General features: G+C 68.7%; 20 protein-coding genes and 2 tRNA genes. 14 read left to right on the top strand and 8 right to left on the bottom strand.

From position 1 onward, the window contains the following. The first annotated feature begins 102 nt into the window (after window positions 1–102). The 3 genes from ACT3T5_RS02890 to ACT3T5_RS02880 all read left to right on the top strand — a co-directional run bounded on the left by ACT3T5_RS02890 (window position 103) and on the right by ACT3T5_RS02880 (window position 4,861). Window positions 103–3,921 (top strand): multifunctional oxoglutarate decarboxylase/oxoglutarate dehydrogenase thiamine pyrophosphate-binding subunit/dihydrolipoyllysine-residue succinyltransferase subunit, encoded by a 3,819-nt coding sequence (locus ACT3T5_RS02890; protein WP_444593577.1) that lies wholly within the window; start codon window positions 103–105, stop codon window positions 3,919–3,921. 113 nt (window positions 3,922–4,034) lie between these two features. Further along, a complete protein-coding gene (locus tag ACT3T5_RS02885) occupies window positions 4,035–4,679 on the top strand; it encodes a GDSL-type esterase/lipase family protein (protein ID WP_444577785.1) in 645 nt (214 codons plus the stop codon). Between the two features lie 107 nt (window positions 4,680–4,786). Beyond that, on the top strand, window positions 4,787–4,861 hold the full coding sequence (locus ACT3T5_RS02880; protein WP_370696128.1) for a 50S ribosomal protein bL37: 75 nt from the start codon (window positions 4,787–4,789) through the stop codon (window positions 4,859–4,861). 103 nt (window positions 4,862–4,964) lie between these two features. Here the strand turns inward: ACT3T5_RS02880 and rsrA are convergent, their stop codons facing one another. Together rsrA and ACT3T5_RS02870 are read right to left on the bottom strand one after the other, a co-directional pair. After that, window positions 4,965–5,333 carry a mycothiol system anti-sigma-R factor gene (gene rsrA / locus ACT3T5_RS02875; protein WP_444577786.1) on the bottom strand — a complete coding sequence of 123 codons (369 nt, stop codon included), beginning with the start codon at window positions 5,331–5,333 and terminating at the stop codon, window positions 4,965–4,967. Then, on the bottom strand, window positions 5,330–6,034 hold the full coding sequence (locus ACT3T5_RS02870) for a sigma-70 family RNA polymerase sigma factor (RefSeq protein ID WP_444577787.1): 705 nt from the start codon (window positions 6,032–6,034) through the stop codon (window positions 5,330–5,332). The genes rsrA and ACT3T5_RS02870 overlap by 4 nt, the downstream gene beginning before the upstream one ends. Window positions 6,035–6,326: 292 nt before the next feature. On the opposite strand from ACT3T5_RS02870, the gene ACT3T5_RS02865 reads away from it, so the two are divergent. The 7 genes from ACT3T5_RS02865 to ACT3T5_RS02835 all read left to right on the top strand — a co-directional run bounded on the left by ACT3T5_RS02865 (window position 6,327) and on the right by ACT3T5_RS02835 (window position 12,604). Continuing rightward, window positions 6,327–6,749 (top strand): hypothetical protein, encoded by a 423-nt coding sequence (locus tag ACT3T5_RS02865; protein WP_444593576.1) that lies wholly within the window; start codon window positions 6,327–6,329, stop codon window positions 6,747–6,749. A 3-nt stretch (window positions 6,750–6,752) separates the two neighbouring features. Beyond that, window positions 6,753–6,893 carry a hypothetical protein gene (locus tag ACT3T5_RS02860; protein ID WP_444593575.1) on the top strand — a complete coding sequence of 47 codons (141 nt, stop codon included), beginning with the start codon at window positions 6,753–6,755 and terminating at the stop codon, window positions 6,891–6,893. A gap of 6 nt (window positions 6,894–6,899) precedes the next feature. Then, a complete protein-coding gene (gene aroA, locus ACT3T5_RS02855) occupies window positions 6,900–8,228 on the top strand; it encodes a 3-phosphoshikimate 1-carboxyvinyltransferase (protein ID WP_444577789.1) in 1,329 nt (442 codons plus the stop codon). Beyond that, on the top strand, window positions 8,225–9,295 hold the full coding sequence (gene rsgA, locus ACT3T5_RS02850; RefSeq protein WP_444593574.1) for a ribosome small subunit-dependent GTPase A: 1,071 nt from the start codon (window positions 8,225–8,227) through the stop codon (window positions 9,293–9,295). Before aroA ends, rsgA begins: the two co-directional genes overlap by 4 nt. 137 nt (window positions 9,296–9,432) lie before the next feature. After that, window positions 9,433–10,227 carry an inositol monophosphatase family protein gene (locus ACT3T5_RS02845; protein ID WP_343922640.1) on the top strand — a complete coding sequence of 265 codons (795 nt, stop codon included), beginning with the start codon at window positions 9,433–9,435 and terminating at the stop codon, window positions 10,225–10,227. 198 nt (window positions 10,228–10,425) lie between these two features. Next, window positions 10,426–11,646, top strand: coding sequence for a pyrophosphate--fructose-6-phosphate 1-phosphotransferase (locus ACT3T5_RS02840; RefSeq protein ID WP_444593783.1), 1,221 nt, complete (start codon window positions 10,426–10,428; stop codon window positions 11,644–11,646). Between the two features lie 52 nt (window positions 11,647–11,698). Next, window positions 11,699–12,604, top strand: a complete 906-nt coding sequence (locus tag ACT3T5_RS02835) for a C2 family cysteine protease (protein ID WP_444593573.1) — start codon at window positions 11,699–11,701, stop codon at window positions 12,602–12,604. A gap of 112 nt (window positions 12,605–12,716) precedes the next feature. Here ACT3T5_RS02835 and ACT3T5_RS02830 read toward each other — a convergent pair whose 3' ends face one another. Both ACT3T5_RS02830 and ACT3T5_RS02825 read right to left on the bottom strand, forming a co-directional pair. Beyond that, window positions 12,717–13,367, bottom strand: a complete 651-nt coding sequence (locus ACT3T5_RS02830; RefSeq protein ID WP_444577793.1) for an SGNH/GDSL hydrolase family protein — start codon at window positions 13,365–13,367, stop codon at window positions 12,717–12,719. Window positions 13,368–13,465: 98 nt separating this feature from the next. Beyond that, the gene (locus tag ACT3T5_RS02825; protein ID WP_444577794.1) at window positions 13,466–14,044 is read right to left on the bottom strand and encodes a TetR/AcrR family transcriptional regulator; all 579 of its coding nucleotides are present in this window, start codon (window positions 14,042–14,044) and stop codon (window positions 13,466–13,468) included. A 103-nt stretch (window positions 14,045–14,147) separates the two neighbouring features. On the opposite strand from ACT3T5_RS02825, the gene ACT3T5_RS02820 reads away from it, so the two are divergent. The 3 genes from ACT3T5_RS02820 (at window position 14,148) to ACT3T5_RS02810 (ending at window position 16,089) form a co-directional block, all read left to right on the top strand. After that, the gene (locus ACT3T5_RS02820) at window positions 14,148–14,621 is read left to right on the top strand and encodes an FAD-dependent oxidoreductase (protein WP_444593572.1); all 474 of its coding nucleotides are present in this window, start codon (window positions 14,148–14,150) and stop codon (window positions 14,619–14,621) included. Continuing rightward, window positions 14,618–15,301, top strand: coding sequence for an FAD-dependent monooxygenase (locus ACT3T5_RS02815; protein WP_444593571.1), 684 nt, complete (start codon window positions 14,618–14,620; stop codon window positions 15,299–15,301). The genes ACT3T5_RS02820 and ACT3T5_RS02815 overlap by 4 nt, the downstream gene beginning before the upstream one ends. Before the next feature lie 185 nt (window positions 15,302–15,486). Continuing rightward, entirely contained in the window at window positions 15,487–16,089 is a 603-nt protein-coding gene (locus tag ACT3T5_RS02810) for a DUF1349 domain-containing protein (RefSeq protein ID WP_444577798.1), read from the top strand. A gap of 211 nt (window positions 16,090–16,300) precedes the next feature. Here ACT3T5_RS02810 and ACT3T5_RS02805 read toward each other — a convergent pair. From ACT3T5_RS02805 to ACT3T5_RS02795, 3 genes are all read right to left on the bottom strand, one after another. Further along, window positions 16,301–16,374, bottom strand: a tRNA-Met gene (locus ACT3T5_RS02805). 343 nt (window positions 16,375–16,717) lie between these two features. Then, a tRNA-Met gene (locus ACT3T5_RS02800) sits at window positions 16,718–16,791 on the bottom strand. A gap of 188 nt (window positions 16,792–16,979) precedes the next feature. Next, window positions 16,980–20,072 carry a UPF0182 family membrane protein gene (locus ACT3T5_RS02795; protein ID WP_444577799.1) on the bottom strand — a complete coding sequence of 1,031 codons (3,093 nt, stop codon included), beginning with the start codon at window positions 20,070–20,072 and terminating at the stop codon, window positions 16,980–16,982. A 154-nt stretch (window positions 20,073–20,226) separates the two neighbouring features. Between ACT3T5_RS02795 and ACT3T5_RS02790 the strand changes: the two genes are divergently transcribed. Next, window positions 20,227–20,778 (top strand): PPA1309 family protein, encoded by a 552-nt coding sequence (locus ACT3T5_RS02790; RefSeq protein WP_444577800.1) that lies wholly within the window; start codon window positions 20,227–20,229, stop codon window positions 20,776–20,778. Window positions 20,779–20,805: 27 nt separating this feature from the next. Here ACT3T5_RS02790 and ACT3T5_RS02785 read toward each other — a convergent pair whose 3' ends face one another. Beyond that, window positions 20,806–21,297 carry a single-stranded DNA-binding protein gene (locus tag ACT3T5_RS02785; RefSeq protein ID WP_444577801.1) on the bottom strand — a complete coding sequence of 164 codons (492 nt, stop codon included), beginning with the start codon at window positions 21,295–21,297 and terminating at the stop codon, window positions 20,806–20,808. Window positions 21,298–21,634 lie beyond the last annotated feature (337 nt).

Raw genomic sequence — 21,634 nt, 5'->3', positions numbered from 1 at the left:
CAAACGCCCCCGGAGCACGCGAGCGGCGCATGCGACGAGTCCTGCTCCGTTAGGCTGTGGCTATCCGTATCACTCGACCGTGAGAAGGCTGGCGATCTCAGAGTGTCACAGCAGACACAGGGCTCCGAGAACTCGGAATTCGGCCCGAATCAGTGGCTCGTGGACTCGCTCCGCGAGCAGTGGCAGCAGGATCCCTCCAGCGTCGACCCCAGTTGGGCGGAGTACTTCTCCACCCATGGTGAGCTGACGCCCGAGGCACCTGCCCTCGACGAGCCCTCCCCGGGCAGTCCTCCCGCTGCGATGGAGCAGCAGGAGAAGACCCCGGAGGACACGTCTCCCCAGGCGGATCCCGCCACGCAGGCCGACCCTCCGTCGGCCGCTCCCGAGCCCGCACCGGCTCCTGAAGCACCCTCACCCCAGGCCGCGTCCGCCGCGGCATCCCCTCAGCGCGCGAAGGAAGCTGCTCCTGTGAACGACGAACCCGCGAAGGCCACCTCCCGGCCGACGCCCTCCGTGTCGACCACCTCGGACCGCCCGGCGAAGATCCCCACCACCACCGCGCAGATCCCCGTCGTCGAGCTGCGCGAGCCGGAGACCGTCAAGCTGCGCGGCCCCGCCGCCGCCGTCGTGCGCAACATGAACGAGTCGCTCGAGGTGCCCACGGCGACGTCCGTGCGCGATGTGCCTGTGAAGCTGCTGTTCGACAACCGCATCGTCATCAACAACCACCTCAAGCGCAACCGCGCCGGCAAGGTGTCGTTCACGCACCTCATCGGGTGGGCGATGATCGAGGCGATCACCGAGATCACCGATATGAACAACGGCTTCGCGGTCGACGAGAAGGGCAAGCCGCTCCTCCTCAAGCGCGAGGACATCAACTTCGGTCTCGCCATCGACATGCCGCGCCCCGATGGCAGCCGTGGCCTGGTCGTGCCCAGCATCAAGGGCGCCCAGCGCTTCGACTTCCTGGGCTTCTGGAGGGCCTACGAGGAAGTCGTGAGGAAGGCCCGCGGCGGCAAGCTCACGATGGACGACTTCGCGCACACCACGGTGTCGCTGACCAACCCCGGCGGCATCGGCACCGTCCACTCGATCCCCCGGCTCATGCAGGGCCAGGGCACGATCGTGGGCGTGGGCGCGATGGACTATCCCGCGCAGTTCCAGGGTGCCAGCCCCGCCACGCTCGCGGACCTCGCGGTCTCGAAGGTCATGACGCTGACCTCGACCTACGACCATCGCATCATCCAGGGCGCCGCCTCCGGCGAGTTCCTCAAGCGCATGGGCGACAAGCTCCTGGGCAAGGAGGGCTTCTACGACCGGGTGTTCGCGGCGCTGAGGATCCCGTACCAGCCGATCCGCTGGGTGCCGGACAACCCCTTCAAGGACTCCAAGTCCGAGCGCCTCGCGCGGGTCATGGACCTCATCCATGCCTTCCGCGTGCGCGGCCATCTCATGGCGGACACCGACCCGCTGCAGTACCGGGTGCGCAACCACCCCGATCTGGACGTCGAGACCCACGGGCTGACCCTGTGGGACCTCGATCGCACCTTCCCCACACGTGGTCTGGGCGGCAAGGACGAGATGCCGCTGCGCGACATCCTCGGGGTGCTGCGCGATGCCTACAGCCGCACCATCGGTGTGGAGTACATGCATATCTCCGATCCGGACGAACGCGCCTGGATCCAGGACCAGATGGAGACGCCGCGGCGTCCGTTCGACAAGGTCGAGCACACGCACATCATGGATCGGCTCAATGCCGCCGAGGCGTTCGAGACCTTCCTGCAGACCAAGTTCGTGGGCCAGAAGCGCTTCTCCCTCGAGGGCGGCGAGTCCGTCATCCCGATGCTCGACGCCGTCCTGCACGGCGCTGCGCACGACGGCGTCGACGAGGTCTGCATCGGGATGTCCCACCGCGGCCGTCTGAACGTCCTGTCCAACCTGGCCGGGAAGAGCTACGGCCAGATCTTCCAGGAGTTCGAGGGCAACTTCGGCCAGAACCCCGGCTCGGGGGACGTGAAGTACCACCTGGGCACGGAGGGCACCTACACCTCCCACGACGGCGAGACCACCAAGGTCTACCTCGCCGCGAACCCCTCGCATCTCGAGGCGGTCAACCCCGTCCTCGAGGGCATCGCCCGGGCGAAGCAGGACCGCCTCGAGCGGCCCGAGGAGTTCCCGGTGCTGCCGATCCTCGTGCACGGCGACGCGGCCTTCGCCGGCCAGGGAGTGGTCACCGAGACCCTGAACCTGTCCGAGCTGCGCGGGTACCGCACCGGCGGCACGGTGCACGTGGTCATCAACAACCAGATCGGCTTCACGACGCTGCCGGACTCCTCGCGCTCGTCGTTCTACTCGACGGACGTCGCGAAGTCGACCCAGCTGCCGATCTTCCATGTCAACGGCGATGACCCCGAGGCCTGCGTGCGAGTCGCGGAGATCGCCTTCAGCTACCGCCAGAAGTTCCATCGCGATGTCGTGATCGACATGGTCTGCTACCGCCGCCGCGGGCACAACGAGGGCGACGACCCCTCGATGACCCAGCCGCAGATGTACTCGCTGATCAACGACAAGCCCTCCACGCGCAAGCTGTACATGGAGGCGCTGATCGAGCGCGGCGACCTCACCGAGGACGAGGCCGAGGGCCTGGTCCGCAACTTCCAGGAGCACCTCGACGAGGCCTTCGCCGCGACCCGCGCCGGAGCCTCCGAGGTCGATCCGGACTCGAGCGTGCAGGGGCTGGAGCTGCCGGCCTCCCAGCGCACGGCGGCCGCCGAGGCCGGCGCCGTCGAGGGAGACGCCGTCGAGACCGCTGTGGGTGCCGAGGTGCTCTCGCACATCGGCCAGGCGTTCGGTGAGGTGCCGGACTCCTTCACGGTCCATCCCAAGCTGATGAACGTGCTCACGCGGCGCCAGCAGATGTCGACCGAGGGCAGGATCGACTGGGCCTATGGCGAGCTGCTCGCCTTCGGCTCGCTGCTCATGGAGGGCCGACGCGTGCGTCTGGCCGGTCAGGACTCCCGACGCGGCACCTTCGTGCAGCGCCACAGCGTCCTCATCGACCACGAGAAGGGCGACACCTGGACGCCCCTGTCGTACCTGTCCGACGACCAGGGACGCTTCAACGTCTACGACTCCTCGCTCTCGGAGTTCGCCGCGCTCGGCTTCGAGTACGGCTACTCGGTGGAGAACCCCGAGTCGCTCGTGCTCTGGGAGGCGCAGTTCGGAGACTTCGTCAACGGTGCGCAGACGATCATCGACGAGTTCATCTCGGCCTCGGAGCAGAAGTGGGGCCAGAACTCGAGCGTCGTGCTCCTGCTCCCCCACGGCTACGAGGGCCAGGGCCCGGACCACTCCTCCGCACGCATCGAGCGCTTCCTGCAGCTGTGCGCCGAGGACAACATGCGGGTCTCGGCCCCGTCGACCCCCGCGAGCTACTTCCATCTGCTGCGCCGACAGGCCAAGCTCGAGCCGAAGCGTCCGCTGATCGTCTTCACGCCGAAGTCGATGCTGCGCAACAAGGCGGCCGTCAGCTCCGTCGAGGACTTCACCACCGGTGGCTTCGAACCCGTGCTGGCCGACACCACCGTCGATCCCTCGGCGGTCAAGCGCGTCCTGCTCACCTCGGGGAAGGTGTACTGGGACCTCGTCGCCTGGCGGGAGAAGCAGGGGCTGACCGATACCGCGATCGTGCGCATCGAGCAGCTGTACCCGCTGCCCGCCGAGGAGATCCTCGAGGTGCTCGAGTCGTACCCCGACGCCGAGCTCACCTGGGTCCAGGAGGAGCCGCAGAACCAGGGCGCCTGGTCCTTCATGGCCGTGAACTTCGCGGTCGAGGTGGGCCGCACGCTGAAGGTCGTGGCGCGTGCCGCGTCGGCCTCCCCGGCGACCGGCTCCAACGCCACGCACAAGGCCGAGCAGTAAGATCTGCTCGTCCGTGCTTTCGAGTCCTGAGCGCCAGGTGGGGGTCGCGGGTTCGCCCGCGGCCCCCACCGTCGTTACAGTTGACGTTCCCGTCCCAGGCCCAGGAGGTCCCGGTGCAGACTGTGCCCACATCGTCCGCCACGGATCCGGATTCCCGGATCCGGATCATCGCACTCGGAGACGAGCTCCTCGCCGGTATCGGTGATGCTCGTGCCCTGGGCTGGCTCGGCCGTGCCGTCGCCAGCGAACAGGGGGCGCACAATCGCCTCGACGTGTTCACGTCGGCGCTGCCCGGTGAGTCCTCCGCCTCCCTCGCGGACCGCTGGGACGACGAGGTGCAGCGTCGGATGGATCAGGCCGCACAGTCCGACGGCAGCGTCGATCACCGCGTCGTGCTCGCCCTGGGGCGCGCGGACGTCGCGGCCGGGGTCTCCCTGGCCCGCTCCCGGCTCAACCTGGCCAAGGTGCTCGACGGGCTCGAGCGGCTGCGGATCCCGGCTTTCGTGGTCGGGCCGCCGCCCAGCCGCGACCCGGGGATCACGCAGGGCGTCCGAGAGCTGTCGGGAGCCTTCGAGGACGTCTGCTCACGCCGTCGCATCCCCTATGTCGACCTCGTCGGCGGGCTCGTCGGGCACGAGCAGTGGGAGACCGACGTCGCCCGATCCCCGGGGGATCACCCGGGACAGACCGGATACGGGCTCGTGGCCTGGCTGGTCCTGCACGGAGGCTTCGGCTCCTGGTTGGGGACCTCCTCCTGACCGAGTGACCTCCGCCTCAGCGAGGTCTGCCGGCCCGTTCCGCGAGCTGGCCGGGCCCCACCATGTGGCACAATCGTCGGGTTACCCGGGCGAGGAAGGAGAACGTGATGAGCAAGCGAGGACGTAAGCGCAAGTCTCGCCGTAAGAACGGCGCAAATCACGGCAAGCGCCCCAACTGCTGACCGTGATGCCGCTGCTGGCGGCATGACAGAGGGCCCCTCCCATCTCGGGAGGGGCCCTCTGTCATGCCCGGCCGTGCCCGGCTGCTCCGAGCTCGGCCCGAGGTCAGCTGCCCGGGATCTCCCCCTGGACGCTGGTGGAGGTGATGCGCACGCTGGTCGTCCCGTCGACCTCGGTGGTCCGCGTGACGGAGACGGTGCGGCACTGCACGGCGATCCGCTCCCGGAGGGAGGTCGGCGCACGGTCCTCGGTGCAGCTGCGGCGCACGAGCTCCTTGATGCGCCGCACGCGCTCCCATTCGTCGGCGCACTCGGGGCAGTCCTCCGTGTGCCGTGCCATCCGCTCGACGGTCTCGCGCGGGAGCTCACCGTCCAGGGCTTCGTCGAGCCGATAACGCGGGTCGCGGCGGCTCTCCGGTGTGGGGCCGTCCGCGGTGAGATCGGTGTCGCGTGCCGTCTTCTCGTCCTGGTTCATCGTTCCTCCTCCCGGTCCATCGATCGGGTGTCGTCCTGGTCGGTCCCGCTCGCGGCGGGGGCCGAGGGATCATCGCGCAGGTATCCGCTGCGGTAGGCATAGTCGGAGAGCATCTCGCGCAGCTGGCGACGGCCGCGGTGCAGCCGCGACATCACGGTGCCGATGGGGGTGCCCATGATCTCCGCGATCTCCTTGTAGGCGAAGCCTTCGACGTCCGCGTAGTAGACGGCCATGCGGTAGTCCTCCCGCAGCTCGCCCAGCGCGTCCTTGACCGCGGAGTCCGGCAGGTGGTCCAGCGCCTCGGTCTCCGCGGAGCGCAGACCGCTGCTGGTGTGCGAGCCGACCTCGGCGAGCTGCCAGTCCTCGACGGTGTCGCTCCAGGCCTCCTTGGGCCGGCGCTGCTTCTGCCGGTACGTCGAGATGTAGCCGTTGGTCATGATCCGGTACAGCCAGGCGCGCATGTTCGTGCCCGGGGTGAATCGGTCCCGGGCGCGGAAGGCCTTCATGAAGGTCTCCTGCACCAGGTCCTCTGCGTCGTGGGGATTGCGGGTCATCCGGAGTGCGCCGCCGTAGAGCGAGTCGAGGTGGGACAGGGCCTCGGACTCGAAATCGAACTCGGCGACACCGCCGGTGGCGTCGCCGTCGGGCGCGCCGTCCGGAAGGCCCGTGTCTGGGCTCGGGGCGGGATCTGTCTGGGTCATCGCCCTCCAACCTACGCCAGGTCGGCGGGGAGGAGCTTGCCTCAGCACCGCTGTCGTCATACGCGTTCCATCCCTCCGGTCCGCTGTCGTCTCGTTCCTGAGCCCCTGCCGGTCGGCTCCGGGAGCATGCTCTGGGGAGCCGGGCGCTCCGGTTCCACATGGTGCAACGCTTCAGGCATCACGAATGTTCCCTGGGCGGTAGTCTGGACGTCGGTGACCTCCCGGGCAGGACTTCCCTGCCCCGCCCGGCGTCACCGGAACTGCTTGCCCCCGTACAGAACGTGAGGACACCATGGCCCTGGTCCGACGCATCGCTCGCCCCCTGCTCGCCGCTCCCTTCATCGTCGAAGGTGTGCGCACCGTCATGCGCCCCGAGCGCGAGATCGACGTCTACCCCCAGGCGTTCGACGCGTTCGATTCGACGCTCGCCAAGACGTCGGCCCCGAACTTCCTGGACGCCCGCACCGTGGTGCGCGCCGCCGGAGCGGTCGCCGCAGGCGCTGGTGTCCTGTACGCGACGAACCGCTACCCGCGCGCCGCAGCCGCCGCCCTCCTGATGACCACGTCGGTCGGCTGGGCCGGTCGCAAGAAGGTCTGGGAGCTGCGCGGCGAGGAGCGCATGGAAGAGATCCAGTCGATCCTCACCGACGCCGGCCTGCTCGGCGGCGTGCTGCTGGCCGTGGTCGACCACGACGGGCGCCCGTCGCTCGGCTAACAGGTGAACCAGTTCGTCGAGCGCAGCCAGAAGAAGGCCGCCGCGAAGCAGCGTGAGCTCGAGAAGCAGTCGGAGCAGCTGGAGAAGAAGGCGAGGAGCGCGGTGGGAACCGCCCAGAAGCAGCTCGCCGCGCAGCGAGGCTGACGCCCGGTGGTCTCCGAGGTGCTGTGGACCGCTCCGGTCGCTGATCGCCCCGTCGACGCCCTGGTCCGGGTGCCGGGTTCGAAATCTCTGACCGCACGGTGGATGCTGCTGGCCGCCGCGGCGAACGAGCCGTCCGAGCTGCGTGGAGCCCTCGTCTCCCGCGACACCCGCTTGATGCGAGATGCCCTGGAGCGCCTCGGGGCGACCCTCGAGGTGCGGGACGACTCCCTGCTGGTGACCCCGCTCCCGCCGCCGTCGGAGCATCCGGAGCCACCGGTGGAGATCCACACGGGTCTGGCCGGCACCGTGATGCGCTTCGTCCCTATGCTCGCGGCCCTGCACCACGGGGACGTGCGGTTCACCGGTGACGAAGGAGCCCTGGCCCGCCCCATGGGACCGGTCATCGACGTGCTGCGCCGGCAGGGGGTCGAGGTCACCGAGCACGGCGAGCCCGGGCACCTCCCCCTCACCGTGCACGGCACGGGCCGCCTCCGCGGCGGGACCGTCGAGGTCGATGCGTCGGCCTCGAGCCAGTTCATCTCGAACGCCCTGCTGGTCGCGGCGCGCGCCGATGCCGATCTCGAGCTGGTGCACGTGGGCGAGAAGCTCCCCTCGCTCCCCCACATCGAGATGACGCTGGCGACCCTGCGTCAGGTCGGCATCGACGGCTCGCACAGCACGGACGACCAGGGGCGCCATCGGTGGCGCGTCAGCACCGGCGCGATCCGGCCCGTGCGCATCGTCGTCGAGCCCGATCTCTCCAATGCCGGGCCGTTCCTGGCTGCGGCGCTGGTCACCGGTGGCACCATCGCCGTGGACGACTGGCCGGAGACCACCACGCAGCCCGGCGATGCCTACCGCGACCTGCTCACCCGGATGGGTGCGGAGGTCTGGCGGGAGGACACGTCGATCTGCGTGAGCGGCACCGGTGCCCTCCACGGGATCGACGCCGACCTGTCCGCGGTCGGCGAGCTGACCCCCACCATCGCGGCTCTCGCCGCGCTGGCCGATTCGCCCTCCACCCTGCGCGGCGTGGGTCATCTGCGCGGTCATGAGACGGACCGGCTGAAGGCACTCGCCACGGAGCTCACCAAGCTCGGTGCCCGCACCCTCGAGCTCGAGGACGGCCTGGAGATCCATCCGGGCGAGCTGCGCGGCACGGTCTTCGAGACCTATGAGGACCACCGCATGGCCACCGCCGCCGCGATCATCGGGCTGCGCGTGCCCGAGCTGCGCGTGGTCAACATCGGGACCACCCAGAAGACCCTGCCGGACTTCGTGGGGATGTGGTTGTCGATGCTGCACACCGAGCCTCTCGCGGACGGCGACGCGTGAGCCGATCGGCCCGGGAGTACGACGAGTCCGACATCCGCGTCCGGCCCAACCGGCGCGGATCCCGTCCCCGCACGAAGGATCGTCCCAAGCACGAGGACGCGATCACGGCGCGCGTGGTGTCGGTGGACCGCGGCCGCTGGCGCACCGTGGTCGCCGCAGGGACTCCCGAGGAGCGCACCGTCACGGCGATGCGCGCCCGGGAGCTCGGCCGCTCCCCCGTCGTGCCCGGCGATCTGGTCGCGCTCGTCGGTGACACCTCGGGCCGCGACGGCTCCCTCGCCCGGATCGTGCGGATCCAGGAGCGCAGCTCCTTCCTGCGGCGCAGCGCCGACGACGACGACTCCACGGAGCGCCCCCTGGTCGCCAACGTGGACCTCATGGTCATGGTCACCGCGGTGGCCGAACCGGAACCCCGCGGCGGCATGATCGACCGCTGCCTCGTCGCCGCCTATGTGGCGGGGATCGATGCCCTGCTCGTGCTGACCAAGGCCGACCTGCGCTCCCCCGAGCAGTTCCTGCACACGTACGCACCGCTCGGGCTCGACCATGTGGTCACCCAGCGGGAGAGCTCCGGCGGGATCATCGGGCTCGAGCAGGTGCGCGAGCGGCTCGACGGTCGGGTCAGCGTGCTCATCGGGCACTCCGGCGTCGGGAAGTCCACCCTGATCAACGCCCTGGTCCCGGGGACGGACCGCGCCATCGGGGTGGTCAACGACGTCACCGGTCGGGGCCGGCACACCTCGTCCTCCGCGCTCGCGATGCAGCTCCCCGCCGCCGAGGGGTCGGAGAGGGTCGAGGACTCCGGCGGCTGGGTGATCGACACCCCCGGCGTGCGGTCCTTCGGCCTGGGCCACGTGGACCCCGACGAGCTGCTCGACGCCTTCGCCGATCTCGCCGCGCTCGCGGAGTCCTGCCCTCGTGGATGCACCCATCTCGGGGACGCCTCCGACTGCGCCCTCGACGCCTTGGTCGCCGAGGGGAGAGCGGGGAGCGCCGGCTCCGCCCGCCTGGTCTCGTACCGGAGATTGGCCGTCACCCTGCGGAAGAACGACCCCTGGGCTCTCTGAGCGCGCTGCGGAATCGGGCATGCTCTCTCCGAGGCGGCCTCCTGCGCACCCTGCACCGAGGCGGTTGTGGCCGTCCGGGCGGTTTCCATTCCGCGTCGCTGCCCCGTCGGAGCGATCCATCGCTCTAGGGTGGGCTCATGTCCAGCCGCTATGCCGATGATCTGCGCCTCGCCCATGTGCTCGCCGATGCCGTGGATCAGCTGACCATGTCCCGCTTCAAGGCGCAGGACCTCGAGGTCACCACCAAGCCGGATCTCACCGAGGTCACCGACGCCGACAAGGCCGCCGAGCAGCTCGTGCGCTCGCAGCTGTCCCGTTCCCGGTCCCGCGACCAGGTGATCGGTGAGGAGTTCGGGAGCACCGGGTCCGCCTCGCGGCAATGGGTGATCGACCCGATCGACGGCACCAGCAACTTCGTGCGCGGAGTGCCGGTATGGGCCACGCTCATCGGGCTCATCGAGGACGGCCGGCCCGTCGTCGGACTGGTCTCCGCGCCCTCGCTCTCCCGGCGCTGGTGGGGCGGGACGGATGCGGGCGCCTGGACCGGTTCGCGGATCAACAATGCCTCCCGCCTCCAGGTGTCCCAGGTCAGCCGGGTGGAGGAGGCTTCACTGTCGTACTCCTCCCTGCACGGCTGGGCGGATCATGATCGTCTCCCCCAGATGCTGAACCTCATGCAGCGTTTCTGGCGCACGCGGGCCTACGGCGACTTCTGGTCGTACATGCTGGTCGCCGAAGGAGCGGTCGACGCCGCCTGCGAGCCTGAGCTCGCCCTGCACGACATGGTGGCGCTGGCCCCGATCCTCACGGAGGCCGGCGGGCGCTTCTCGTCGCTCGAGGGCGAGGACGGCCCCTTCGGGGGCAGCGCTGTGGCCACCAACGGTCTGCTGCACGAGGAGCTCCTCACCGCGCTCGCCCCGCGCGAGCGCTGACCCGGCTCCCCGCCGATCCGTCTCCCTGTCTCTCCGCCTCTCCGTCTGTCCACGCCGCTGCCGGCCAGGTGCTGAGGCTGGTGCAGGTGCTGGTCGTGCGCCTCGGGCTCGGCGGGACGGACCTCCCAGACCACGGTCCGCGCGCATCGGTAGACTCGGGATGTCGTGACCTCGAACCGTGAAGGGACCCCCATCCACATGACCGTCAAGCGCGTCGCCCTGCTGACCGCAGGTGGCTATGCCCCCTGCCTGTCCTCCGCCGTCGGCGGCCTCATCGAGCGGTACACCGAGCTGGTGCCCGATGTCGAGATCATCGCCTACAAGCATGGCTACTGGGGCCTGCTCTCCGGCGAGAAGATCGTCATCGACGACGAGGTGCGCGCCGGCGCCCACGTGCTGCACAACTACGGCGGCTCCCCGATCGGGAACTCGCGTGTCAAGCTCACCAACACCGCGAACCTCGTCGAGCGCGGGCTGATCCAGGAGGGCGAGAACGCCCTCGAGGTCGCGGCGAACAAGCTCATGGCCGACGGCGTGGACGTCCTGCACACCATCGGCGGCGACGACACCAACACCACGGCCGCGGATCTCGCGAAGTACCTCCACGAGAACGGTCATGAGCTGCAGGTCGTGGGCCTGCCCAAGACCATCGACAACGACATCGTGCCGATCCGTCAGTCCCTCGGCGCGCGCACCGCCGCCGAGCAGACCAGCATCTTCGCGCAGAACATCATCGCCGAGCACGGCTCGAACCCGAAGATGCTGATCATCCACGAGATCATGGGCCGCGCCTGCGGCTATCTCACCGCGGAGGCCGCCGCATACTACCAGACCTGGCACTCCCAGCAGGAGTGGCTGCCCGGGATCGGCCACCGCGCCGAGCGCTGGGACGTCCACGCCGTGTTCCTCCCGGAGCTCGCCCTGGACATCGACGCAGAGGCCGAGCGCCTCAAGGCGGTCATGGACGACGCCGGCTGCGTGAACATCTTCCTGTCCGAGGGCGCCGGCATCCCGGAGATCATCGCCGAGATGCAGGCCCGCGGCGAGGAGCCGGAGAAGGATCCCTTCGGTCACGTGAAGATCGATCAGATCAACCCCGGTCAGTGGTTCGCGAAGCAGTTCGCCGAGAAGCTCGGCGCGGAGAAGGTCATGGTCCAGAAGTCGGGCTACTTCTCGCGCTCCGCGAAGGCCAACGCCGACGATCTGCGCCTGATCAAGTCCATGACCGACTACGCCGTGCAGGTCGCGCTCGAGGGCGGCTCCGGCCTCGTGGGCCACGACGAGGAGCGCGGCGATGTGCTGCGCGCCGTGGAGTTCGAGCGGGTCGCCGGGCACAAGGCGTTCGACGTCACCCAGCCCTGGTTCCAGGACGTCATGGAGCGCACCGGCCAGACCATCGTCCCGGTCCAGGCCGACTGAGCTCGCTGAGCTCACTGAGCCGACAACACCCCTGAGCCCGGAGTCCCCTCCCGTGAGCGCCGCCGATCCGAAGCACATCGCCCGGCGGCCTCGGGTGCGGACCTGGCGTCGCACTCTTCGCGCGCTCGCCCGTCCTGGGCGGGCGCGCGACGCATTGGACGACAGAGCAGCCGGCGGGGCCGACAAGCGTGCCGTGGGGGACGAGCGTGCACGGGCCGACGGACGTGCTGGAGCCGACGGACGTGCCGAGCTCGACGCACGACCCGGCCTCACGCAGATCAGCCCCGGGCCGGCCGGCACGGACTGGAGGCTCGACGACGGTCCGCTGTGGCCACCGCGCCCGCTCCGTCCGCAGCAGGGCCGTCTGGGCGACTGCTGGGTCCTTGCGTCGATGCTCGCGATCCACGAGACGGCGCCGGAGCGCCTCGGGGACCTGCTGTCAGCAGGTGCTGACGACACGGTGGAGGTGCGTCTGCCCGCCGTCCCCGCACCGATCCTGGTGGATCGCCGGATGCCCGTCGTCGACGGCGGGCGCTTCGTCTACGGCCGACGGGAGGGCGCGAATCCCGGCTGGGTCGGTGTGCTCGAGAAGGCTGTGGCCTCGCATGTGGCCGGTGGGTACGGCTCCCTGCAACGCGGGTTCGCCCGGTTCGGGCTCGAGCTGCTGCTGGGGATGCCGGTGCACTCGAGCCTGCGGATGCCCTCGGCGCACCGGATCGACGCGTGGCGGCAGGAGCATCGCGCGATCGCCGCGTCCACCCATCCGCTCAGCGGCCGCGTGATGACGCAGCATGGCCCGCTGCCGCCCAACCACGTCTTCGCGATCGTCGGAGCGGATCCTCACAGCGGACACGTGCATCTGCGCAATCCCACCCGCCCCGGACAGGTGCTGGTCCTCGACGCCCGCACGTTCCGCCGCGGCTTCCTGTCGATCGACGTGTCGCCGCCCCTGCGCTGAACCCTGCCGCTCGGCGACGTCCCCACGGCGCAGCGACGTTCAGGGCCCAGCGGCGCCCCCGACGTTCCGGCGGCACAGCGGCGTCCTGACGACACAGCGACGTTCCGACAGCTCAGCGGCGGCTCGGATCGACCTCGGCGAAGGTGCGCAGCCATTCGTCGGCGATCAGGCGGTGCCCGGCGATGGTGGGGTGCACGCCGTCGTCTGCGAGTCCCGCCGGGGTGTGCCCCACGGTCCATGCCGTCTCGAGCACCTTCTCGAGGTCCACCACGGAGTGCTGGAACTCGCGGGCGAGGTCGCGGATGATCGTGACCTTCGCGTGGAGGTCGTCGTGGATCTGGGCCATCTCGTCGCTGACATCGGCGACGAACGGGATCACCAGGAGCACGGGCGCGGCCGGACGCGTCGCGGAGAGCTGATCGAGGAGATACCGGTATCCGGCCTCGAAATCCTCCTCGGTGACGAGCTCACCGCGCGTGTACCGGTGCCAGGAATCGTTGACCCCGACGTAGATGGTCACGACCTGGGGGTCGTGCGCGAGGCAGTCGGAGCCGAATCGCTCCACGAGATCCTCCACCTTGTCGCCCCCGATCCCCCGGTTGATCACGCGGGCAGTGGGCTCATGGGCGGCGAAGTGCTCGGCCAGCAGCCTCACGTAGCCGTAGCCGAGGCCGTCGGGGTCCTCGGTGCGGGAGCAGTCGGTGATCGAATCCCCGATGAACAGCAGCGTCCGGGACTCAGGAAGGGATGGCGTCGTCGTCATGTCCAGATTCTGTCAGACCCTGCCCGAACCAACGTCGCAGCGACATGATGACCGGTCCTGGCACTGCACCGTCCGGACGACACTGCGCCGTCCAGGCATCACCTCGACTGCCACCCGTTGATCAGCAGGTGGAACACCGTCTCGACGACCGCTTCAGGAGCGGGAGCTCCTCGCACCAGCGTGGGGATCTCCAGGATGAACCGCGCGAGGGTCGAGCTCGCGAGATCGTCCGCTTCACGCCCGAGCTCTTCGGCGATGGCGACGCCCAGAGCGCCTGCATGACGCATCCACATCCGCTCGGAGTATTCGCGCAGGGCCGGCGTCTGCTCCACCAGCGCACTGAATGTCTCCAGTCTCGGGTCGGACGCCGTCCGCGCCCAGGCGGTCAGCGCGTGGATGCGCAGCGCTTCGATCACGTCCTGACCCGCAGGCCGCTGACGCACGGCGGCGACGAGGTCCTGTTCGACGTCCGCCTCGCGGTCGAAGACCAGCGCTTCCTTCCCCCGGAAGTGCGCGAAGAGCGTGGTGGTCGACACGTCGGCCCGCTCCGCGATGTCGCGGATGCTCACCTGGTCGTACCCGTCGCGGACGAACAGCTCCAGGGCGGCATCGGCAATGGCCTGCCTGGTGGCGGCCTTCTTGCGTTCGCGACGTCCGACAGGTGGTGACACTGACATACCGCGATCGTACCGCATACCTTGACCGAGTCCGAAACTGGACTCATTGCACTTTCGGGCTGATTCTGTTCTGCTGAGCCTCGGCCCTCGAAAGGAAGCCCCCATGAACTCCCCCACACCCCAGCAAGCACGAATCAGCATCATCGGCGCAGGGCCCGGAGGCCTCGTCGCCGCCCGGATCCTGCAACAGCACGGCATCGCGGTGACCGTGCACGACCGCGACCCGAATGCGAACCACCGCAACCAGGGCGGCTCGCTCGATCTTCACGACGACGACGGACAGGTCGCACTGCGCGAAGCAGGCCTCCTCGATGAGTTCTTCGAGCTCGCCCGGTTCGAGGGACAGGAGATGCGCCAGCTCGACGCCGAGGGCACACTGCTCGCCCACCATCTGCCCCAGGCGGACGAGACCGCGAGCCCCGAGATCGATCGCGGACTGCTCCGCGACCTCCTCATGACGTCGCTCGACCCCGGGACGATCCGATGGGCCGCACCCTCACATCGGTCGGAGGTTCGACAGGCGGCCCACGGACTCTCACGTTCGCCGACGGCACGACGAGCGAGGCTGACCTGGTGATCGGCGCGGATGGCGCCTCATCCCGAGTCCGAGCCGCCGTCTCCTCGGCCACACCGAGCTATACCGGGGTCAGCTTCCTCGAAGCCTGGTTCGAGGAGATGGAGACCATGCATCCTGAACTTGCCGAGCTGGTCGGGCACGGCAGCGCCCATGCGGCCGATGGAACGCGCGGCCTTTTCGCACAGCGGAACGGCGACGGCCACATGCGGGTCTACATCATGCAGCGCACATCCGCGGACTGGATAGCGTCGAATGCGCTGCGACCCGACGACACGAAGGGGATCCGAGCGCTCCTGCTGGCCGAGTACGGCGACTGGTCGCCACTTCTGCCGCGGTTGATCACGGACAATGACGGTCCGTATGTCGACCGGCCGCTCTTCGCCCTCCCGGTGCCGCACGCCTGGGAGCACTCCCCCTCCGTGACGCTCCTGGGCGACGCCGCACACCTCATGCCGCCCCTCGGCGTAGGGGTGAACCTCGCGATGCTCGATGCCGCGGAGCTCGCTCGCGCCCTCGTGGACTCCGCGTCGGTGGACGAGGCGGTACGCGCCTACGAGGAGAGGATGCTCCCGAGATCGGCCGAGATCGCCACGTTGCTCGAGGGCGGCGCCGACGGGATGCTGGCCGTCCCTGACCCTGCCGAGGTGGCCGGCTGGTCCGATGACGCTCGAGCCTCCTGACTGACGAGCGGCTTCGAAGCTGGCCCGAGCGAGCGCAGCCAGCCAGCCAGCCAGCCAGCCAGCCAGCCAGTGATGATGTCTCCGAACCCCACGCCCTAGACTGAGGATCGACCGATCGCGGGTCCGATGCCGATCGCGGCTCGCGACCGTCTCTCCCTTCCCGGATGACTCGTAGGGGTTCGATGATGCCTGCCCTCACTCTGCCCGCGCTCCCCTTCCCGCTCGACCCGTCGAACGTGCCATTCGAGGTCGTCGGCGAGGACGAGCTGCGGGCCACCTCCCAGGCCAGGACCGACATCTTCGCCCCGCCCTTCCCCGGCGCGGAGCCCACGCTCGATGCAGGGACGTTGTTCGGCACGGCGCCGGACGGAGACTTCCAGTTCAGCGCACGTATCACGGTCGACTTCCGTTCGACCTTCGATGCCGGGGTGCTGATGCTCTGGCACGACGAGCAGCACTGGGCGAAGCTGTGCTTCGAGTCCGCTCCGGACGGCAGCCCGACCGTGGTGTCCGTCGTCAACCGCACCGTCTCCGATGACGCGAACGCGCAGATCGTCACGGCCGAGCACGTGTGGATGAGGATCAGCCGGGTGGATGGCATCTTCCTGTTCCACAGCTCGTTCGACGGCCTGCGGTGGGACATGGTGCGCCTCTTCGCCCTGGAGTCCCCCGATCCTCTGCAGATCGGCTTCGAGGTGCAGTCGCCGACCGGCGAAGGCTGCGATGTCGTCTTCGACCAGATCTCCTTCACAGCAATACGGCTGGAGGGTCAGCGCGACGGCTCCTGAGAACTCGTAACACCAGGAATCGGGGCTCTGGAGCATCCCTGGTTCTCTGCCGCGGCCTCGTCGACCGCGGTGAACACGGCGTCGAGCCTCGGCGCCGCGCGGCAGGTGATCTGAGGGTGCGGCCGATGGAGCGAACGATGCCGGCACTGTCGGATGCACGAAGAACTAGGGCCCCTGGTCAGTGTTTCCACTGGCCAGGGGCCCTATCGCGTAGCGGGGGCAGGATTTGAACCTACGACCTCCGGGTTATGAGCCCGGCGAGCTACCGAACTGCTCCACCCCGCGTCGGTAACCATTACTTTACGGCGTTCGTCGCCGCGCGTCCAACCAGGGGAAACAGAATGTCAGAGTCATCACGGCGGCATCGGCCAGTGCACCTGCCTACAACAGGCGCACAGACCGAAGCTGCCGATCTGAACTCCGCGAACTCCGGGCCGAATGACGGACCATGGAAGCCGGACGGGCGTCGGCCTGGCCGACGAGGCCAGGCAGTGCGCGTTGCCTCGTGCCCCACTGCAGTCGATCTCCCCCCATGGACCGGCACTGGCCATCCAGCACTGGGCGCGCTTCCGGGGAATAGCAGAAGGCCCCTGATCAGTGTCTCCACTGGCCAGGGGCCTTCTCTTCGTAGCGGGGGCAGGATTTGAACCTACGACCTCCGGGTTATGAGCCCGGCGAGCTACCGAACTGCTCCACCCCGCGTCGGTAATCATCACTTTACGGGGATCGTGCACCGGCGTCCAACCAGACCCCTCCCGACGTGTGCCATGACACGTTCACAGCCCGTTCACCTGGGTGGACTCGCATGGACGGACGGCAGGACGCCCGGCACCCCGGTCGTGGACCAGGGGTGCCGGGCGTCCTGCGGATCGCTCAGGAACCTCAGTCGGTCAGCCTTCGCCACCGTCCGACCCAGCCGGCGTGCCGGCCCCACCGAGTTCCTCATTGGCCGCGACGGCCCGGTTCAGGGCATCGGCGAGCTGGTCCTGGGCCTTGCCGTAGGCGGCCCAGTCACCATCGGCCATCGCCTTCTCGGAGTCTGCCACCGCGGTGTCCATGTCCGTGAGGGCCTGGTCGAGCTGCTCCTGCGTGGTGCCGGCGTCCGCTGCAGGCTTCTCGCCGTCGGCTGGCTTCTTCCCGTCAGCAGGAGCATCGACCGCACCTTCACCGGTCTCGGTGTCGGCCGTCCCGGCGACCCCGTCGGGATCGGAGACCGAGGCGTCGCCGGCGGTCGCTCCGGAGTCGCCGCCGAAGACGAGGTCGAGCGCCTCGTCGAGCGTCGGGGCGAACCCGATCTTCTCGCCGAAGGAGACCAGCACCATCTGGAGCAGCGGGTACTGGGTGCCGCCGCCGGAGGCGGAGGACTGCAGGTAGACGGGCTGCACGTACAGCAGTCCGCCACCGACAGGCAGCGTGAGCAGGTTGCCGTTGATCACCTCGGAGTTACCGGACTTCAGCAGGTTCAGTGCCTGCGAGACGTTCGGCTCCGAGTTGAACGTGGCCTGCACCTGGCCGGGTCCGTTCACGGGGTTGGTGGCAGGCAGCACGAGCAGAGTCATGTTGCCGTAGGTGTCCGCCGGATTCCCCTTGTCCTTGCCGGTCTCCGAGTCGACGGCGAGGAAGCCTGTCAGCACGTTCTGCCCCTGGGCCGGGATGTAGCTCGAGGAGAGCGTGAAGCCGGGCTTCTCCATACCGGGGATCTGCATGGTGAGGTACATCGGAGGCTGCGCGGCCTGCGCCCCCGTGGTGCCGTCAGGATTGGTGGGCGCCGGCCTGGTGGGATCCGGAGGCGTCTCCCAGAAGTCCTGGGCACCGAAGAAGTCGTCGGCCTCGGTCACGTGGTACGTGCCCAGCAGCTCACGCTGCGCCTTGAAGTAGTCCGACGGGTAGCGCAGGTGGCTCATCAGCTCACCGCTGATATCGCTGGCCGGGTGGATCGCCTTGGGGAACACCTCGGACCACGCCTTGAGGATCGGGTCCTCCGTGTCCCAGGCGTACAGGGTCACCGAGCCGTCGAAGGCATTGACGGTGGCCTTGACCCCGTTGCGCATGTAGTTCGCGCTGTGCTCGCGATTCTGAGAGGTCTCTCCCGGGTCGGTCTGCGAATCGGAGATCGCCGTGTCGAGGTTGAGGGTGCGCGAATAGGGATAGGCATCGGTAGTGGTGTAGCCATCGATCACCCACACCAGCTCGTCGTCGACGACCGCCGGATACATCTGCGAGTCGAGCGAGAGGAAGGGAGCGACCTCACGGACACGCTGCTGCGGATCGCGGTCGTACAGGATCTGCGATTCCTCGTTGAGATAGCCGGAGATCACGACGTTGGGATCACGGAACTTGATCGAGTAGAGCAGCTGGTTGAAGAACCCGCCGACGGACGGGCCGCCATCACCCTGATAGGTGTTGTTGACCTGCTGGCCGCCCTCCTCGCCATCCGTGCCCGACTGGTAGTCGAATTCCTCGGGATCCGCCCCCTCGGGGGCACCGACGATGGAGTAGTCCGGGGAGTGCTTGCCGAAGTACACCCGCTCCTCGTACTCTCCGAACGCGCCCTTGCCCGGGACCCCGGACTGCAGGAAGCTCGGTTCGCCATCGGCGTTGCGCCGGTTCCCATAGGCGGCGGCCGCGCCATATCCGTGGGTGTAGATGATGTGCTGGTCGACCCAGGATCGAGTGTTGAGCTCGAACTTGTCCGGTCGCAGCTCGCGCACACCGATGACGGTGTCCTGGAGCTCCCCGTCCATCTCATAGCGGTCCACGCTGAGGACCTTGTCGAATCCCCAGTAACGACGGTTCGCTTCTCGCTGCTCGAAAGTGGGCGAGATGATGTTGGGATCCATCAGACGGATCTGCGTGGTGGTCGAGGCGTCCTCACGCAGCGCTCCGGACTCGGCATCGGTGGTGGCGGTGTACGGCACCTCGTCGACGTCATCGATGTTGAAGGCGGCGCGGGTCGCGTCGATGTTCCGCTGGATGTAGGGCTGCTCGAGCGTGCGCTCGTTGGGCTGGACCTTGAACTGCTGGATGGCCCAGGGGTACAGGCTGCCGACGGCGAGCGTGGACAGGATCATCAGGCCCGCACCGATCGCGGGGATCCTCCAGTCCGAGCGGAAGATCCACAGCACGAACAGCGCGGCAACCGCCACGGAGGCGATCGCGAGGATCGTCTGCGCCGGAAGGATGGCGTGGACGTCGGTGTAGGACGCCCCGTGGAAGCGATCGTTCTGGTTCACGAGCATGTCGTAGCGCTGGAACCAGTGGCCGGCGCCGAGCAGGAGCACGTAGATCGTGGCGAGCACACCGAGATGCCGGCGCGCGGATCGCGTGACCTCGAGGCCGTTCTCCTGGCCCCAGGCGACGCCGCCGTAGATGAAGTGGCCGATGAGCGCTCCGACGATCGCCACCAGCATCACGAACTGCCCGAAGGAGATGATCAGGTCGATCACCGGGAGGGTGAAGACGTAGAAGCCGACGTCGTTCCCGAAGATCGGATCGGTCTCCCCGAACTTCTGGGGATGCAGGAACAGCTGCACCGCCTGCCAGCTGCGGGAGGCGGCAAGACCGCCAAAGGCACCGATGATCAGGGGCGCTGCGATGGTCAGACCCTTCCGCAGCGGATCGACGGCGGCGCGGAACTGCTCGAGCGCTTCCTGCTCCCGGGTGACCGGCGGATAGATCGGGCGCTTGGCGTAGCCGATGCGCAGGCTGAAGAACAACGGCACGGCGAAGAGGATGAACCCGAGGACGAACAGGATGCCCTGCGTGAGCCAGCGGACGGTGAGCACATCGGTGAACTCGAGCTGATCCATCCAGAGGTACTTGGTCCACACCTCGGAAGCGACCACCAGCAGCACGACCAGTGCTGCGATGACGATCGCGGTGATCCCGAGTGGCGAGATCCTCCGGGTCGTGGACGTGCTCGAATCAGGGGCCGGACGCGGGCGCGGCCGGGGTGCATCGCCGAATGGGGCGGAGAAACTCACGGATAACCTCGGGTGCCTCGGTGTCGGAGCCCACGGGTCCCCTGCGCCAGCGCAGGAGGAGTGACCGGTCTCCGGGTACAGTGTGGTGCCGCCGCACACAGAGCGGTGACGCGTCCATTCTGTCAGGCGAACCTGTAAGGGACCTCTCGATCCGATGACGACTCCCGAAACGGACCCACTCGACGCTCCGACCGCGGCCCTCGCCGCAGCGGTGCTCGACATCTCCCGTCATATCGAGGGCACTCCCCTCCCCGCACCGCGCCTCTATGCGCTGGCCCGCAGCGCCGAGCTGATGGCCGCCTCCCCCGCTCTCGCCGGCCTGCTCGGCGTCGGCACGGACGGCACCGGCGCCCCGGATGATCTGCATCTGACACCGATCGACCTCGACGAGGACTCCTCGGACCAGAGCTCAGCGCCCGCCGCACAGGACCCCTTGGCCGCACTGCAGGTCGTGCAATGGCCGGATCTTGCGGCCGGCGGCGCGATCGCCTGCGAGCTCTCACCGTCCAGCTGGACGCTGCATGAGGACGACTCCCGGGCCACGATCCCCACGGACCGGCCTCTGCGCGTGGTCGTCGCCGCCCTGCCCGACGGAACGACCTGGTCCGCCGTGCATCGCGGCGACAAGAACGGCTACGTCCTCGGCGCCGCGCTGCTCCCGGATGTCACCGCCGCTCTGGTGCAGACGCTGCAACCTGCCGGCTGATCTCCGCTCAGGGAGCCTGCCGCCCGCTCAGGACGCGCCGGCCAGCACGGTGTCCTCCGCCGGGCTCCCTGTGAGCTCCTCGGTCACGTCGGCGTCGACGGTCCTTGCATCGAGCATCTCTCCCGTGTCGCGGTTGAGGTCGGGGACCTCGTCCGCCCGCATCGGTCGGGTGAAGGCCGTGGTCCCGAAGGTGAGGTCATGGCCGATCGCCTCGGCCTGCAGCGTCAGGGTGTGGCGCTGGGTGCCGTCCTCCGCCTGCCATTCCGAGCTGCCGAGCCGACCGGTGACCACCAGTGGCTGCCCCTTCTTCACGGACGCCAGCACGTTGCGAGCCAGAGCGCGGCGGGTGTAGACGCTGACGAATTCCGTCTTGCGGTCGATGAAGTCGCTCCTGGCGGAGTCGTAGTAGCGACCGGTGACGGCGATGCGCACGATGGTCGTGCTGGTGCCGTCCTCATGCTGACGGGAGCTGGGGTCTGCGGTCGCGTTCCCCATGAGGGTCGTCTGGATATCGCGCATGGTGATGTCCTTCCTGGAGTGCCGGGGACCTCCCGGCGTCGGCTCCGTGCCGATGGATCCAGAGTTGCCGTTCGCGCAGGCCTGTTCCAGAGGAGCGTCTGGATTGTGGACGACGGTGCACTGGGGAGGAACGGTCCCCGCTTCGCTGCCGAGGCATCGGCGACGGTGCGCATGCGGAACGGCCGGCCCCCACGGGAGGGACCGGCCGTTCGTGCAGCTGCGTGATCGAGCTGGCGCCGCGAGGCGCTGCGAGGCGCTGCTGCAGCTCAGTTCACTGCGTCACTTCACTGCGTCAGTTCACGCGGTCGGGATGACCAGGCCGGAGCCCGTCGCGCGA

Origin of the sequence: Brachybacterium sp. AOP3-A1-3, assembly GCF_052378285.1 — a bacterium.
Taxonomy (GTDB): Bacteria; Actinomycetota; Actinomycetes; order Actinomycetales; family Dermabacteraceae; genus Brachybacterium.
Note: the sequence above shows the minus strand (reverse complement) of the source record. Positions and strands in the feature narration are given on the sequence as shown.